Annotated in this window: 11 protein-coding genes; 10 read left to right on the top strand and 1 reads right to left on the bottom strand. The window is 56.9% G+C overall.

Going from position 1 to position 17,129, the window contains the following annotated elements; all coding sequences use genetic code 11:
* Positions 1–215 precede the first annotated feature (215 nt).
* The 10 genes from NAV33_RS18330 to NAV33_RS18285 all read left to right on the top strand — a co-directional run bounded on the left by NAV33_RS18330 (position 216) and on the right by NAV33_RS18285 (position 15,502).
* A complete protein-coding gene (locus NAV33_RS18330; protein ID WP_255982696.1) occupies positions 216–926 on the top strand; it encodes a (2Fe-2S)-binding protein in 711 nt (236 codons plus the stop codon).
* A gap of 9 nt (positions 927–935) precedes the next feature.
* Complete coding sequence (locus tag NAV33_RS18325; protein ID WP_255982694.1) at positions 936–1,922, top strand: FAD binding domain-containing protein; 987 nt, start codon at positions 936–938, stop codon at positions 1,920–1,922.
* Positions 1,923–1,948: 26 nt separating this feature from the next.
* Positions 1,949–4,180 carry a xanthine dehydrogenase family protein molybdopterin-binding subunit gene (locus tag NAV33_RS18320; RefSeq protein WP_255982692.1) on the top strand — a complete coding sequence of 744 codons (2,232 nt, stop codon included), beginning with the start codon at positions 1,949–1,951 and terminating at the stop codon, positions 4,178–4,180.
* A gap of 484 nt (positions 4,181–4,664) precedes the next feature.
* Complete coding sequence (locus NAV33_RS18315) at positions 4,665–6,065, top strand: tyrosine-type recombinase/integrase (protein ID WP_255982690.1); 1,401 nt, start codon at positions 4,665–4,667, stop codon at positions 6,063–6,065.
* A 505-nt stretch (positions 6,066–6,570) separates the two neighbouring features.
* Positions 6,571–6,735, top strand: coding sequence for a hypothetical protein (locus NAV33_RS18310; protein ID WP_255982688.1), 165 nt, complete (start codon positions 6,571–6,573; stop codon positions 6,733–6,735).
* A gap of 20 nt (positions 6,736–6,755) precedes the next feature.
* Positions 6,756–6,899, top strand: a complete 144-nt coding sequence (locus NAV33_RS18305) for a hypothetical protein (RefSeq protein ID WP_255982686.1) — start codon at positions 6,756–6,758, stop codon at positions 6,897–6,899.
* Between the two features lie 951 nt (positions 6,900–7,850).
* Entirely contained in the window at positions 7,851–8,090 is a 240-nt protein-coding gene (locus tag NAV33_RS18300) for a hypothetical protein (RefSeq protein WP_255982684.1), read from the top strand.
* A gap of 55 nt (positions 8,091–8,145) precedes the next feature.
* Entirely contained in the window at positions 8,146–10,347 is a 2,202-nt protein-coding gene (locus tag NAV33_RS18295) for a hypothetical protein (protein ID WP_255982682.1), read from the top strand.
* A 325-nt stretch (positions 10,348–10,672) separates the two neighbouring features.
* Complete coding sequence (locus tag NAV33_RS18290) at positions 10,673–11,233, top strand: recombinase family protein (RefSeq protein ID WP_255982680.1); 561 nt, start codon at positions 10,673–10,675, stop codon at positions 11,231–11,233.
* Positions 11,234–11,536: 303 nt separating this feature from the next.
* The gene (locus NAV33_RS18285; protein WP_255982678.1) at positions 11,537–15,502 is read left to right on the top strand and encodes an NACHT domain-containing protein; all 3,966 of its coding nucleotides are present in this window, start codon (positions 11,537–11,539) and stop codon (positions 15,500–15,502) included.
* A gap of 93 nt (positions 15,503–15,595) precedes the next feature.
* On the opposite strand, the gene NAV33_RS18280 is transcribed toward NAV33_RS18285, so the two are convergent.
* Complete coding sequence (locus tag NAV33_RS18280; RefSeq protein WP_255982676.1) at positions 15,596–17,116, bottom strand: YfjI family protein; 1,521 nt, start codon at positions 17,114–17,116, stop codon at positions 15,596–15,598.
* Between the last annotated feature and the right edge of the window lie 13 nt (positions 17,117–17,129).

The raw sequence follows: 17,129 nt of genomic DNA, 5'->3' as shown, positions 1-17,129 counted from the left end.
GAAAAGGGCACATGACAATGCAGGCGGTTGCGCAGCTCCGGCCCGATCGCGGGAATTATCTCAATCGCCAGTGATCGGACGAATCACGGAGTAAATGTTGGTCGCAGGGAATTAGGAGAAGTCGGGGTAAGGCTCGCATTCGCGCTACAGGCGAAATGCGAGGCGCTCAGTCCAGCAAATCCGCTGCCTCAAGGCAGCCCAGCGATGAGGCAACCATGGCAGACGATAACCGTAATTCTCCTGGGCAGAGCGCCGAAAACAAGGACGACAGCGAGGTGGGGATCCATGATCCCGACACTGCTTCCAGGTCGCGCCGTGCCTTTCTCAAGGCAGTCGGGGCCACAGGCCTGGCAGCAGCCGCTGTGCCAGCCTGGGCACGGGTCGGATACGTCAATGACGCCGAGGAGCCAGCAGCACAGCGCCCCGATGGCGAGGCGGCCCCGGCGGCAGGCCACCAGCGCATCACCCTCAAGGTCAACGGTCAACCCCACACGCTCGATGTCACGGCCAACATGGTACTGCTCGACGTGCTGCGTCACCCGCTCGGTCTTACCGGCACCAAGAAGGGCTGCGATCACGGCCAGTGCGGGGCGTGCACCCTCCATGTCAACGGCCAGGCGGTCAATTCCTGCCTGAGCCTGGCCATCGCCCATGACGGCGATGAGATCACTACGGTCGAAGGGCTCGAACGCAATGGCCAGCTGCATCCCATCCAGCAGGCGTTTCTCGAACACGACGCCTATCAGTGCGGCTACTGCACCTCGGGCCAGATGATGATGGCGGTAGCCATCCTCAACGATCCCAGCGTCGGCAAGGACGATCTCTCCGTGCGCGAAGCAATGAGCGGCAACATCTGCCGTTGCGGTGCCTACAAGAACATCCTCAGCGCCGTCCAGTCGGCGCGCAAGCAGATGAAGCTCGCCTAGGAGGTCGACATGCGCCATTTCGATTACAGCCGCGCCGAGAGCGTCGACCAGGCGGTAGCCACTTATGCTGGCGCCAAGGGGGCCTCATTCCTGGCCGGTGGCACCAACCTGCTGGACATGGTCAAGCTCGACATCATGCGCCCCGAGCTGATGGTCGACGTCAATCGACTGCAACTCAATCAGGTCGAGGAACTCGATGATGGACGCCTGAGGATCGGGGCGATGGTCAGTAACGCTGCGCTGGCCCGCCATCCGCGTGTTGAGAAGCACTACACCGTGCTTTCCGAAGCGCTGCTCTCCGGGGCCTCGACCCAACTGCGTAACAAGGCCACCACTGGTGGCAACGTCATGCAGCGGGTGCGCTGCCCCTACTTTCGCGACGGCCACTCGGCGTGCAACAAGCGCGACCCGGGTTCGGGCTGCTCGGCCATCGGCGGCTTCAACCGCTCGGTGCACGCTGTGCTGGGCACCAGCGATCAGTGCATCGCCAGCCATCCTTCCGACATGTGTGTGGGGATGGCAGCCATCGGCGCCACGGTTAGCGTGATCGGTCCCGATGGTCCGCGCGACATCGACTTTCTCGATTTTCACCTGCTGCCAGGCGACAAGCCCTGGGAAGAGTTCGCGCTCAAGGACGATGAGCTGATTACCCACGTCACCCTCGATGCGCCGATCCAGGGCGCCAAATCGACCTACCTGAAGCTGCGCGATCGCTCGTCATATCAGTTTGCGCTGGCCTCCAGCGCGGCAATCGTGGCACTCGACGGCCATATCATCCGCGATGCGCGCCTGGCACTCGGCGGTGTCGGCACCAAGCCGTGGCGAGCACGGGAAGCTGAACAGGCACTCAAAGGGCAACCGGCGAATACCGCTACCTTCGAAAAGGCCGCGCGCATCGCCATGCAAGGGGCCAAGGGCTACGAGCACAACGCATTCAAGATTCCGCTAGGACAGCAGGCCATCGTGCGCACGCTGACCAACCTCACCGCGGGTTGACGGATAGCCAAGACAGGATTGCAACCATGAGCGAAAAGATCATCGGTGCTGCCAAACCACGCATCGACGGGCCGCTGAAGCTGACCGGCCGTGCCAAGTACTCTTCGGACAACAACCTCGACGGGATGGTGCATGCCTACGGCGTGTTCAGCACCATCGCCCGCGGCGAGATCACCAATATCGATACCAGCGTGGCGAAACAGTCGCCCGGCGTGATCGATATCTTTCACCACGGCCACTTTCCGAAGCTTTATCACACGCCGAGCAGCATGGCGCAGGAGAACAAGGTCGACGAGGTGCGCCTGCCGTTCGAGGATAACCACGTCTATTACGCCGGCCAGTTCGTCGCGCTGGTGGTCGCCGATACCTTCGAAAATGCGCGTGCGGCCGCCTACAAGGTCAAGGTCGATTATCAGCAAAGTCCGGCCATCGCCAACCTCGACCAGGCCGTCGAGCAAGGCGGCACGCAGATGCAGGAAAAATCCAACCATACCCGAGGCAATCCCGAGCAGGCCTTCCAGAGCGCTGCCCATACCATCGATGCGACCTACTACACGCCCGTCGAGACCCATAACCCGATGGAAATGCACGCCGCAGTGGCGGCCTGGAACGATGGCAAGCTGACCATGTACGACACCGCCCAGGGCGTGGTGAACGCACGTAACGTCTACGCGAAGGTGTTCGGCCTGTCGCCGGATCGTGTCGAGGTGCTGACGCCGTTTCTCGGTTCGGGATTCGGCGGAAAGCTGTGGCCCTGGCCGCACGGCATCGCTGCGGCCGCCGCAGCCCGTGAGATTGGGCGGCCGGTGCAGGTGGTCGTGCCTCGACAGCAGATGTTCACCACGACCGGCCACCGCCCCGAGACCCGCCAGCGTCTACGGCTGGGCACCGATGGCGATGGTCGCTTGGTGTCGGTGCGCCACGAGACGACTTACACGACATCCACGATCGACCAGATGCAGACGTACGTGGAATCGTGCGGAAAGATGACCCAGGCCCTGTACAGTTGCGAAAACCTGAGCGTTACCCACGCCGTTGCCCGTACCAACCGTGGCACGCCAACCTCGATGCGCGCCCCCGGTGCGGCGCCGGGCCTGTTTGCGCTGGAGTCCGCGATGGATGAAATGGCGCTAAAGCTCGGCATGGACCCACTCGAATTGCGCCGTCGCAACTATGCCGATTCTGACGAGAGTAAAGGCTTGCCCTGGTCGAGCAACCATATCCGTGATGCCTACGACCAGGCTGCCGAGCGCTTCGGCTGGGCCAAGCGCAACCCGAAGGTCGGCTCGATGCGCGACGGTAACGAGATCATTGGCTGGGGCATGGCGAGCTGCAACTGGGAGGCGATCCGCCGGCCATGCGACGCACGCGTTTCGCTGCGTGCCGATGGCTCGGCCTTCGCTTCTTGCGCCACTCAGGATATCGGTACCGGCACCTACACCATCGTGGCCCAGGCGGTCAGTGAGGTTACCGGCGTGCCATTGGACAAGGTCGAGGTCGAGCTGGGCGACTCTTCCTATCCCTCGGGGCCGATCTCTGGTGGTTCGTGGGCCACGGCGACCACCCTGCCGGCAATCGCCGCGGCCGGGCGCAAGGCCATCGACGCGCTCAAGGAATACGCCACGTTGGAAGGCGGCGCCTTCCCCGATGCCAAGCCAGAAGACCTTACTTACGAAAACGGCCAACTCAAAAGCAGTGATGGTAAGGCGATCGGCTTCGCCGAGGTGCTCAAGGCCCGTCAGCTCGCCAGTGCTGACGGCGAAGCCCACACCGAAGGCGCGTCCACCGATACCTATGCCTTTCGCTCGTTCGGGGCGCATTTCGTCGAGGTGCGCTGGGACCCAGGCGTTTCCAATTTGCGCGTTACCCGCGTGGTCAGCGCCATCGACGTTGGGCGCGCCATCAACAAGCTGACCTCGCTCAATCAGGTCGAGGGTGGCATTGTCATGGGGATCGGCATGGCGCTCTTCGAGCAGACCGAATACGACCCCCGTGATGGGCGCCCGGTCAACAACAACTATGCCGAGTATCTGGTGCCGGTACATGCCGACCAGCCGGAGATCGACGTTATCCTGCTCGACCACCCAGACTTCAAATTCAACGAGTTCGGCGCGCGCGGCATCGGTGAGATCGGCATCACCGGTGTGCCTGCCGCCATTGCCAACGCGGTCTACCATGCCACCGGCAAGCGCATTCGCGACCTGCCGATCACCCTGGACAAGCTGATGGACGTTGGGGCGGCGACCCAGCGGGCATGAATGCATGTGGTGCCAAAAGGCAAGCTGTCTGGAAGAGGCAGCTAGGCTACAACATGGGGCTCTGGTACTTGCGCCAGAGCCTTGTGTATTTGGCACCGCAGTGGCTGCACACGATCCTAATTGCGCAGGCCATACGCGAAAAGCCAATTTCAGTACAGAGACCGCCATCTGCCGAATCCACGACCGCAATGACGCTTCACAATGGCGCGCGGCTGGTCAACTCAGGGGCAAGGCCTGAAACGAAAAAAGCCCGCATCGCTGCGGGCCTTTCGTTTGTATGGTGCCGGCACCAAGAGTCGAACTCGGGACCTACTGATTACAAGTCTTCGATTTTGAAATTTCCAGTGTTTTCATGAAATATCGGAATCTATATAAATCAACGACTTAGTGATGTTTAACGTTTCGTACGCTTTCGAATAATTTCGTTGATTTCCATATAAGTGTTGAGCAAAGTGTTGAGCGGAACGGCATAGGAGCGCTCAACGTGGGATACAAACTGACCGATGCTCAGGCTAAAAGCTGGGCAGTAACTGGGGCGATCAAGAAAGGTGGAGTTCATACGCCCACCCGAACATTTTCCGAGCAGTTAGGAGTGCGCGGGTCTGGTTCGATGCTTCTAGAGCGCCGCCCCAACGGGGGCATTGAGGTGTATCTGGCGGTACGCCGGGGTGGTCGGCAGGAACGCAGGAAATTGGGTCATTTTGGAGAGCTTTCATCTGAAGGCCAGAGCAGGGGGCTTTCGTTCTGGCGATTAGAGGCAGAGCGAGTGTCGGCTGCAGCACGCGACTTCCCCACGCTGGAAGCCTACGAACATCATCTCCTGCAGAGGACTGCAGATCAGCGAAGGGATGAGAGCCTGGCCGCCCGTCAAGGATCTCTTGAGCAGTTGTTAATGGCTTACGTCGCAGATATGGAGCGACGCGGTAAGACAAGCGCTAAAGGTGTATTAGGTGCGTTGCGCCTCGACGTGATTGAGGCATTCCCGGCCCTGGCTGAAACCAAGGCGAAAGACATCCAACCTGAAGATGTTTCTGAAATCCTGCGTCATTGCATCAGTAGGAAACCTGCTTCCAAAGGACGTGGAATCCGCAAGACGGAGGCGAGCACGACGAATGGCAAGCTCACTGCGGCTAATCGACTTCGGGCTTATCTCCGAGCTGCGTTTTCGTTCGGCTTAAAACACGATCTCAACCCGTTAAGGGCTGGCGATGCAGTGCTGTTCGGGCTCAGATTCAACCCGGTTGCAGATCTGCCCACCATTGAAGGTGCGGAGCGTGCCAACACTGAGGCCCTCACCAAGGAGGAGTTGAGAGAGGTGATGCGAGCCGTCAACTCGCTAGAAGGGAATCGGCAGGCGATAGCTAGGGCGATGATCTATCTGGCAGGGCAGCGAGTGGAGATGCTCATGCGCTCGACTTGGGCTGACCTAATTGAAGATGCTGAGCACGGAAAGGTTCTTCGCTTGATTGACTATAAAGGTGGGAAAAACACCCCTCCGAGGGATCATCTTCTACCAATCTCTGGAAGGGTCGGTGAAATTCTCGAACCGCTACTGGAGATTCAGCGGGCGCCAGGGCCATTTTCCCTAAACGGTACCAGGCGGATGTCTGTAAACACGGCTCTAAAGATATTCTCCGGGCTCGGCGCGACATTGTCCAAACGGGGCCTAACTCGCTATTTCACCTGGAGAACGATGCGGGTAACCATCGAAACCCATTTGGCAGTGCTTGGAGTGGATGAGCAGCGAAGGGCATGGTTGCTCTCTCATGGGCGAAGTGGAGTCCAAGCAAAACACTACGACCGTTACAGCTACCTAAGAGAAAAGCGCGAAGACCTGGCCAAATGGGCTACCTACCTAGATGCAATGGTCGAAGGCATTGAGTAGGACTTGGGTTCACTCAGGCGCGCTTGTAGCATCAGGAAGCAGGCCAGCCGTTTAGCGTTGGCCGGAAAAAGCCAGCCAACCTCACGGGTGCGAAGATGAACTCAGCCTCAATGCTTCTGCTTGCCATTGGTTCCGTGCTCCTCACCATAACGGCGACTGGCGTGATCGGGTTGCTGCTGACAAAGCATTTAGACAAAAAGCGCTCGTCCCCCGGTTCGCTTAAAAAACACTAGATAGCTATTGCTCAATGCCGTAGCGCTTGGGTTCTAGTCCGCTACCGCTAGGATTCAGTTCTTGGCTAAGGAGGTAGCGAATCATGTCCCACGTGTTTTGTAACGGTTGCAAGCGGCTGATGGTTCCACGAGTAATCTTTAGTCGTAGCGTAGCGGGGGGCTGGGGATGGCGAATTGGTGGGGGAAAGCCAATCTCCAGCTGTTGCCCCTTTTGCTTGTCTGAGCATTGGAATGGGGCCGTCCAGCCAAGCCCGCGACGTGGCGGCGTGCTGATGAAAGTCCTGAGTGTTCCGCTGACCCTGATTATGTTCACGCTGCTCATCGGTGGTGCCAATGAGTTATCAACCTATCTGGGTGGGTCGGCAATCGTCCAGTGGATTGGCTTTATTGGAGCGGTCGTGGCGACTTACAAGTTCGGGCGCTGGTTCGTCAACTGAGCCCACCCAAGGACGTGTTAGTGGGCCAGTTTCGCCTGAACGGTGGGCGATACGCGCAGGCCGTGGCCGCACGTGGTGCCCGCGTAATGGCCGGCATCGAATCCGAAGCTCTGCGCGACGGAGTACACCGGGCGAAGCTCAATCATTTCACCGTGGAAGTTTAGAGAGCCTTGTCCGGTGCGGCTTCTGAGCTACTTCCACTTCCGTTTTCCATCTCGTATCGTTCACGCTAGAAGTTAGCAGCGTCAGGGCGGCCTGAAATTTCACCATGGAAGTTGTGGAGGCCCCATGTGGCGCGCGTTCCAGGCAACTTCCACAGCGATTTTTGGCGTGGAAGTGCTGACTCGAGAAGTTGGGGCGGGCCATAGTCGAAATTTTCAGGCGTGGAAGTTCTAGGAAGCCCGACTTTCGGGGCTTCCAGCTACTTCCGCCCCATTTTTCTATCGTGGAAGTGATTCATGTTGCTTGGGAAGTTGGGGCACCTTCCACATCTGGATGGAAGTTACGAAAACCCAGCAGCTACGGGGCTCTCAGCAACTTCCACTCTCTCTGACGGTGATAGTGGAGAGCTTCTCAGATGGCGAAAAAAGGGGACCCCATTCCGTACAGATATTAGAGGAACTCATTTTTTTGCATTCCCAGGGTGTCGCGAAGCGAAGTTATGGTGGAAGTAGCCGACACGGCCGAGCGGAAAGCGATGCGCTTGCGGCGTGTCTGAGCGATAGTGGCGTGGGACTACGGAGCGGCTGAACTAGCTGCGCGGTTTCGCTCCGCATGCGAGCTTTGCATCAATTCTCGATTGACCAACTATACGGGTCTCAATATCGTGAATGGTACGGTTTTGAAATCTGTATCCATACTCGTAAATCTATTTGATGGTCGCTGCACCGTAGCGCCACGTAAAGCTCTCACCGTTTCTCTAGGAAATGATGTGCAGGTACTCCGTGAGCGAGTCTTGGCATCGCTCAGGTGCATGCGCAGATGCGATGAACGACTGACGTTCGTCAGGTGTCTCATCACTGGGTAGACAAAAGCGATAGATGCTGATTGACTCACCCACCGGGATACCTATAATCCCGGAACTTTTTTAAGGCGTCCTTCGTGACGCCTTAAGCATGCCCAAGACACGCGCACAAGACGTGTCACTGGGCTATAGCGCAGAGATTCCAAGGGAGCTGAACGCGATGACGACTGATCGGTTGTTTGACAAGATTCGCAATCGGGTTGGCGAAACCCGAGACATGCGTGAGAACGCAGCGCGCATCCGCATGAATGCGCTCAACGAAAGACTAGAGCGTCAGCTCACTTCTCAAGCAATGACTCCTGAAGTGCTGGCCAAAGCCTGCAGCCTTTAAATCCTCTTGTAAAAAAAAGCAGCCAAACTGGCTGCTTTTTTTTTTGCGCGATCATATGACTCCATATCTCGTTTCTAGCTTTCAAATGGCAACGCTCAGCGCTCTGATCCGCGAGTGCTTCGGCTACGACTTCGCCGACATTTTCCTAAAGGACCAGGTCACTTATCTATTTAGCTACCTCAAGGGGAGTGACTGCGTCTCCATGCTACTGGAGCCGGAGTATATTGATCGCGAGTTTCTGGAGGACTATTCCCGTTACTACGTGAAGCGTTTCGGCAACGACAGCTATGAGTGCGGACGGATCCATTTTTTCAGCTGCAGCATTGACCACAAAAACCTGGATCTGCTTCTACAGGGGAAGGGTTCTGATGACCTTAGCCCTGAAAAGCTTCAGAAGCACTACCTAGGTTTTATGGTGGTGAAACCTCTCAGCCGCACATTCGTTGGTAAAACCTGCCTACAGCTCAATGGCGACAAAGGCGCTGGGGATGGCACTAAGAAGAAAATCGCCAAGAGATATGATGTCAACCTATTTGGGATCAAGCTTTTCGTCGAGTCGATCGCCTTTCAGGAGCAGGACAAGGTTGTAGCTGCTTGTGCCACCACGGCCATATGGACTGCACTGCACGCGCTTCCATGGAGAGACGTCAAGAGTGTGCCCTCTTGCAGTGAAATCACCATTAATGCGCTGAATTTTGTTGAGGGCTCCAACAACGGTTTTCCTAACAAGGAGCTAACCAACAAACAGATTCAACGATCCTTGGATGTGGAGGGCCTTCGCTACCATTCGACGCAGTTGCTGAAAGAAAACCGCGAGTGGTTTCAGGCATGTGTCACCTCCTATATCGATAGCGATCTGCCGTTAGTTTTGGTGGGAGATGTCCACACGCTCAGCCGACTAGGCACACCAGATGAGGAACGGTTCACCCTGAGCTGGAAAGGTGGTCATGCTGTGACTGTGCTTGGCTACGACTTTCGGGTCGGCTCAAACATTCTCTATGTGCATGATGATCGACTCGGGCCCTATGCGCGTGTAGAGCTAGTTGAACTGAAAGATTATCTGTTACCCGACCCTTTGGGCGAGCCAGAGGAGCGTTGGGCCTTAGCATTTCGCAAAACGCCCGACTTCGGTAAGACATGGTCGCAACCTTACGAAGTATTGGTTCCTGACGCTTGCATCGTGCCCGCAGAAAAGAAGGCCCGTCTGCCGTTCCAGTATGCCCACGGGACAGCCCAAGCCATTGCTGAGCAGGCCAATCTCTGGATAGAACCTTTGCTGGAATCCAAAGAGAACCTTCTTTCACCGGGCCCCTTAAGATTCAACATTAAGCTCTCTTCGATTTCCGAGGTGAGAGAGCACGTACGCGAACACACGTTGAAGTATAAGGGGGGCGAAAAGTTACTGGTTGAACATGGTGAGTGGCTCACTTTTACGGAGACGGACCTTGAGCGATGGCAAGAGCAACGCATTCGTATACTGACGATCCCAATGGCTAGGCTTCAGTGGGAAATTGATTTTTTCTGGGGGAGCAAGGAGATCTTCAAGGTTCTCTTGGATGCTACAGACATCCCACTGGGTGATGCTGTGTCCGGCGTGTACTCCAGCGATCCACTTTACGCTGAATTGTTTTTTGGGCTATTTCGCACTACAGCGAAAGCTGGGCGCGAGGCCGATAAAGCACATTTCTACGGATCGTTCTTAAAAGCACTGGAAGAGCTCGATCTCGATTATGAAAGTCACCTCAACAAGGCATACGGAGCGCTACGAGCGCCGCTCAGGCTGGAGGAGAGTGAGGTATCTGACACAGGGAAGGGCTTGAATCCGACACTGAAGCATTATTACGATCCCCAGGGAGAAGAGCTTGCTGCGGTATTTCCTGACATCGTCAACGATCCACTGAACAAGAATTTAATCTGGGCTATCGGACGCGATGGGAGTTTGTTCGTGGCTGAGGATATTGCCGAGCCCAAGCAGGGGCATCCGAGCATGACGGGACTGCAAGCTGCCAGAATCGCGGGCGAAATATGGTGGGCTCAGGAAAACGGGCAGGATGTCTGGCATGTCAATCATTCCTCAGGCCGGTACAGCCGAGACTACGCTGTACCCGAGAAATACCTCCACAACGCGGTGAGAAAAATTGCCTCGTTCTTTGAAGACAAAGCCGCTTTCGTATCCAGGGGAATCACTCGCCCCGACTTGGTGGAGCAACGGTTGCTGGGTAGCGCTGCGCAAGTTGAGTCCCAACCTATTCGGTAGCTCAGGCACGGAATTAGCCATTGGTGCGTGAAGGTATTTAACTCGTTTTCGTATTGAAGATGTGGCTAGTCGTTGGAGCCTTTCGCGACCAGCCTGACGCGGCATTTCACACAAAGCTACCTCTTGGCGATGCCAGCCATCCTCAACAGCTTTTCAGTTTCTCTCGAGGAGGCTGCGCTCGGGGTTCGTCTAGTTGCCCTATACCCTATCCATACATTCCAAAACCCAGCTCCAAACTGTCTGGATAGGGTCGGTAATCCAGTAATTTGGCATCTGTCCGACTGCCTTCAAAATCCCAGCCATACATATTCCTCAGGGGAGCAGTATGCGCGGACAACGGATCGGCTACATACGGGTCAGTACACTCGACCAGAACCCGGATCGACAGTTAGATGGCGTTCAGCTGAGCAAGGTGTTCATCGACAAAGCCTCCGGCAAGAACACTCAGCGTCTACATCTTGATGCGCTGCTCAGTTACGTCCGTGAGGGTGATACCTTGGTGGTGCATAGCATGGATCGCCTGGCTCGTAATCTGGATGACTTGCGGCGCATAGTGCAGCATCTCACGGGGCGGGGAGTGCGGATCGAGTTTGTGAAGGAATCGCTGGCATTCACCGGGGATGATTCACCGATGGCTAACCTGTTGTTGTCGGTCATGGGGGCGTTCGCAGAGTTTGAGCGAGCGTTGATTCGCGAGCGCCAGCGGGAGGGAATTTCTCTGGCGAAACAGCGCGGTGTCTACCTGGGTAGGAAAAAGGCTCTGAGCGACAATCAGGTTGAAGAGCTGCGGCGCCGTGTTGAGTCCCGAGAGCCGAAAGCTGCGCTGGCTCGGGAGCTCGGCATCAGCAGGGCCACCCTTTATGAGTACCTGCGGGCTGGGAAGTAAATTAGTACACCTTTCCTTGGTAGGGAAAAGCTCCCATCCAGAGAAGAGCTTGAGCCCAGTACTTCGGTGCTGTACTAAGCCAGGCTGCCTTTGTGTCGAGCGGTTTTGGGCACGGCTTATTGTCCAGGCGCACGCACAGCTTCGAGTTTGCTCAAGTAAGTGCCGCTATCCACGCCCGCGTTTGTTTAAGCGGCAAGCTAGCTTGCAGGCAAAGAGATGGCGGCGAGAACGTCATCTAGTGCTTAAGGCAGCTTACACGTAGCCTGTGAATTAGTAAGCGGAATGCTATGGGGCTCTTGAAGAATGGTGAACAGCGCTGACTTGATCATCCGAAGAGGCGTCGAACGCAAACTCTGGTACAAGTCCGACGACAGCCGAACCGAGCTGACGCAAGACGCCCTGCGTACGCGCACCGAGCCGCTGGTGATTCTCGGTGAGGCCGGGATGGGGAAGTCTCATTTGCTTGAATGGCTTGCAACCTTTCCGGGTTATGCACGATGCACGGCACGTCAGCTCATCAACCGTCATGAGCCAAGAACATTGCTGGGCGAAGCCCAGGTTTTAGTGATTGACGCCCTTGATGAGGTGAGCACACATAACGACGGCGATGCGGTCGACCTTGTGCTGCGCCAGCTCGGCAAACTGGGCTACCCTCGCTTTGTTCTCTCGTGCCGTGTAGCAGATTGGCGCAGCGCCACCGGGCTCGAGACTATTCTCGAACAATATGAAGACGTTCCCCTCGAACTGCACCTACTCCCTTTCAGTGAGGATGATGCCGTTACGTTCTTAAGCGCTGCGCTCGGGTCAGAGCCAGCCAAAGTAGTGGTAGAACATTTTGTATCACGTGGGTTGGAGGAACTGCTCGGTAATCCTCAGACTCTTGAGCTCATTGCCCGAGTCGCTGGGACGGGTAAGTTGCCTGAGACGCGCAGCGAACTCTATGGTCGCGCAGTCGAGATTTTGCGGGTCGAACATCGGGATGCAAAGGCCGACTATCAGCTCGCTCGAGAGGTAGGGCTTGATGCCGTTGGCGCGGCGTTTGCCGGTTTGATTCTTACAGGCTCAGAGACCATCGTCCGATCATCTGCGGCTAACACAGCGGAAGGAGAGTTACAGCTCGCGGACGCTATTTGTCTTCCCGACGGGGCACACATAAAAGCTATGCTTGGCACTCGGCTGTTTAAGGCTGATGATGCCGACCGATTCAGTTATCCGCATCGACGTCTCGGTGAATATCTTGGGGCTCGATGGCTTGCGAGGCACGCAGATACCCAGCATAAACGTAGGCGCCTTTTTTCGCTGTTTCACAGCTATGGACTCGTACCAGCAAGCCTACGCGGTATTCACGCATGGCTTGCTCGGGATCCCGCGCTTGCCCATGCGGTGATCACCGCTGATCCGATGGGCGTGATCGAATATGGCGACGCTGACGATCTTACGGTCGATCAGGCTCGCTCGCTAATCGATGCGCTGAAGCTGCTAGCCGCTGAAAATCCTCGCTTTTGCGATTGGGGTCCTTACTCGGTGCGCGGCATCGTACAGCCCGAGCTCATAGATGAAATACAGAGGCTGATCATCGCGAGGCAGACACCGTTCCGCTTACGGCTCCTTGTGCTTGAGGCTATCAGGGGGAAAACAACTGCTTTAGGGCTGAAGGAAGATCTGCAGAGAATTTTCCTTGAGCCACAGGAGATTTTCGCGATTCGAAGAGCAGCTGGAGAAGCGCTTGCCGGGTACGACTGTGACAGCGACTGGCCAGCCCTCCTTCGTGCCTTACACGATTACGACGACGAGCTCTCGACTAGATTGGCCATCGAATTGGCGCACGATGTCGGCTATGAACGGCTCGACAATAATCTGCTAGTCGATCTCGTGATTAACTACGCCCGAAATGATGGTCGTACAGTTGGCGTTTTGTTGGGGTTGGAAAAACACCTTCCGGAGCACAGGATCGCCGGCGTGCTTGATCAATTGGCTGTAAGGATGAATGCGCTTGGTAACCAGTACGAGCGCATCGGCAACGACACGCTAACCGGTTTTGCGTATCACCTAGTAGCTCGTGCTGTAGCGGCTGATGGCGTCAGCCCTGAGAGGTTGTGGGTTTGGTTAGAGCCATACGATTTCGATGTTGGGTACCGCCGAGAGTCCCGTCAACAGCTAGATGCCATCATTCGGAGCGATGAACGCATTCGCCGATCCATACAGCGGCACGTCCTGCTTGAGCTGCCCAGCGAGCACAGTCCCTGGGAGCTAGCGTGGCGGTTGAAGCAGCGGCTCCCCGCTTTCTGGCCGACTGCCGCGGATGTAGTCGCGTTACTTGAGGCGCTGGATCCTCTCGATCAAAGCGACGAACGTTGGCGTGATGTTATTCAGCTCACTCAGCATAGCGACGAGCTAGGTGCAGATGCTCGTACGGCAGCGAGGCCCTTCGCGGCGAACCGCCTTGATCACTTAGAGTGGATCGACAAGCTTGCCGCGCCCGTTGTACCCGAATGGCAGATCAAGCAGGCTGAACGGGAGCGCGTCCGACTAGAAGAACAAGCTGCTGCGCACGCTGAGCACCGTAAACATTATTCAGCTTGTATTGATCGGATGCGTGCAGGGGAATACAGCACGATCGTTGTTCCCGCCAAAGTTTATCTCAATCTTTTTAATGACGTGGGACCAGATGTGCCCGCCCATGAGCGCGTCTCGCAATGGCTTGGAAGTGATATTGGCATCGCCGCGCATATGGGATTCGAAGCTTTTTTGAGGGTCGATCCTCCTACGCCCACAGCGCGGGAGATTGCGGCGAGTCTTGCGCAAGGTAAGAGCTACCAAGCTGGATATATCCTGATTGCCGCGCTCGCCGAGCGTCTCCGAAAAGGCGTAGGTTTTGACGATCTGGCGGATGAGCGCTTGATGGCGGGTCTGTTCGAACTTCGCCATAGCTGTGTCGAAGATCACGCAGGAATCGTCGGGCTCAGAGAGGCAATCGAGGCCGCTGTTCAGGCTCGCGGTATCTGGGCGGAAGCGATGCGGCTTTATCATGAGCCTCAACTTCAGGCGCGGCGAGAATCTGTAGACGGCCTCTACACACTATTGCGAGACGAAGCTCATTCTGAGCTTGCCACCGATTTAGCTGCTGATTGGCTTGAGCGTTTTCCAGACATTCCGGCTGGCCCAGAAACAGAATTGATTGAGCGGGTCATCCGCTCAGGACGATTCGAAACACTACGGCGTGCCGCGTACGGTCGCACGGGGCTGATCGACGACGAGCGGCGGCGAACTTGGGATGCAATTGGGCTGATCGTTGATTTTGAGCAGACTGTAACGCGGCTTGAGACGTTGCCAATCGAACCTGAGTTGCTTTGGCATATACGGCACCGAGCTGGAGGACGTTTCGACGAAGGTGCCAATATTCCACTCAGTGCTGAGCAACTTGAATGGATCATCAAGACCTTCCGCCTGCTTTGGCCAATGGAAGACCGTCCTAATACGACCTCTTGGGGTGATACAAATCCCTGGAATGCTAGCGAGCATATAGTCCACCTCATTCGCCGTCTGGGTAACGACGCCAGCGAGGGCGCTGTCGCTGCGTTGAGACGTTTGATGAATGCGGCCACTGACAGCTATTCCGAATCGATCAGGATCGTATCTGCCGAACAAACACGCATTGGTGTCGAAGCTGCTTATGCCCCTCCCAGGCTTGAAGCGATTGGTGCAATCACACGTAATCTCCCTCCTGTATCAGCCGCAGATTTACAAGCGCTCGTACTTGAAGAGCTCTTAATCAGCCAAGCGAAGATTAAGAGCGACGACGCCGAATCATGGCGCGGCTTCTATGACGACAACGGTCTCCCATTCGAAGAGGAGCGCTGTAGGGATCATCTTCTCGGGCTGCTTCGCCAAGGGCAAATAGGGATCACGTTTGATCCAGAGGCTCATGTTGCCGCCGACAAGGAAGTCGATATCGCTTGCTCAGTAGGTGTACTGCGGATGCCAATCGAGGTGAAGGGGCAGTGGCATTCAGAGCTCTGGAAGGGTGCAGATATACAGCTAGACAGTCTCTACACGTGCGATTGGAGAGCGGAGGGACGAGGCATTTATCTTGTCCTCTGGTTTGGCGATCAGAAGAAGCCGAATAAGAAACTTAAGAGTTTTGGCCGAGGGGCAACGCAGCCACGGACAGCGGAAGAGCTGACAAATATGCTGATCGCCACGAGCAAATCGGCACGTGAGGGACGTGTCGCTGTCTTCGTACTAGACCTGACGCGGGTTGAGCAATGAGCCCTTGTCGCGGCGACAGCGGCGACAAAGGCGACATGGCTGATAGCTTACGGGGAGCGCGCGTAGCGACAGGGTGGCGACAAATGGCGACCGCTAAAAATTGTCGCCTGTAGTCGCAAGGATGTCGCCAGCCCAACCTCTCGGTGTCTCGGGTTTCGTCGCCAATGTCGCCGCTGTCGCCATTGGGTTGATTTGGAACTGTCGTCCGTCGCTGCTCAGAAGGTAGTGATGCTCCACCAGTACGGATAGCAGTTGGTCACGCTGTGCGGCGCTCTTGCGAGCGAATCGCGGCCCCTCCCGTTGTAATGCTCGCGACTCGAAGCTCTGCCAGCCTTTGGCGAACAACCAGTCGAACAAACGTTGCGCCTGTGTGAGGTGAGGTTCCGCCTTGGCAGGGCTGCACAAGCGCAGCGCTTCCGCGAGGTACCAGTGCACCAATGCAGCGGCGCGCTCAACAATTGGCTGCGTGATTACACCGGTCTGCTCGATGACGGCTAGAACGCCAGCGATGCGTAGGACATTCTCCGCACCTTTGGCGGCAGTTGGCTTGATCTCTTGCAGGTCACCGCCCTTGCCGAGTTCACCCTCGATCGCGTCATGGGTGGAGATCCAGGCAGCCAGCGCCCCATGGTCCAACGGCAGGGCCGGGGGCGACAGCTGACCCGATTCGTCAAGCGGCAGGGCGAGCGATAGCAGGTACGCCATGCACTGCCAGTAGCGCACCAGACGGGCATCTTTCAAAGGGTCTGCGTTGCGGTAGAAACGAGTTCCCGCGAGTGATGGAGGCCATGCCACTAGGAAGCGTGCCAGGATGCCTTGTCCTTGCATGATCGGACTAGCGAGCACCTCTTGCGCGACGATTGGCTGAATCATCATATGCAGGCTTAGGCGGCAGCCGCTGCGGGATGCGCTTTCACCTTCTGCGGCGCGAGTACGGGCGATTGGTGCACCGTCCCATAGCTTGGACAGGCCGGCAGCGGTTTTGAGCAAGTTCTCAGGCCTGCTGGCATGCCCGCCGAAAAATTGTCCACCCTCATCGCTGAACAGCCCTTGTGAAGGATGTCCGTGCAGCAATGACTTCTGCAGACCTTCCAGGGTTGGCTCCTCAGCCAGGATGAACGGCATCAGCGGCGGGGCCGGCTCTTCCAGCTTGGTCAGTTCTTCGGCCATAGCCTCAGGCGAGACCTTAGCCTTATCGAGCATCAATTCGCGGCAGCGCTGGTAGGCGTCGCGCTTATCGCGGTAACTCTTCTTCTCCGCTTTGTAATTGTCCAGCAACCGGCGTTGCCGGTCATGATGAGCACTCAGCGCCAGACGGTCGGCGGCGCTTTTTCGGTCCCCGGACTCTGCAACGGTCAGGACGAACAACGACAGCGGAATAACTTGCCCAGCACGCAGGACATTGGCGTGGGGCTGAGCCGCCATCGCGGCGGCAGCGAGGACAGATTGCGCGGCTAGCGCATCGGGAACTTGTACGGCCTCGATAATGGCAGCGGTAGCGCCTCCCAGCAGGGGGCCGAGGGCTTGCAGCGGATAGGGCTTGGCGGCATCCAGAGAGGGTTGTAACGGTATCGGCTCAGGGTATGTCGGCGCGGTCAAAAAGGCAGCGGTCATGCGTTGGCCTCCT

The organism is Stutzerimonas stutzeri (genome assembly GCF_024448715.1).
Taxonomy (GTDB): domain Bacteria; phylum Pseudomonadota; class Gammaproteobacteria; order Pseudomonadales; family Pseudomonadaceae; genus Stutzerimonas; species Stutzerimonas stutzeri_AR.
This window is presented reverse-complemented; position numbering and strand designations above follow the sequence as displayed.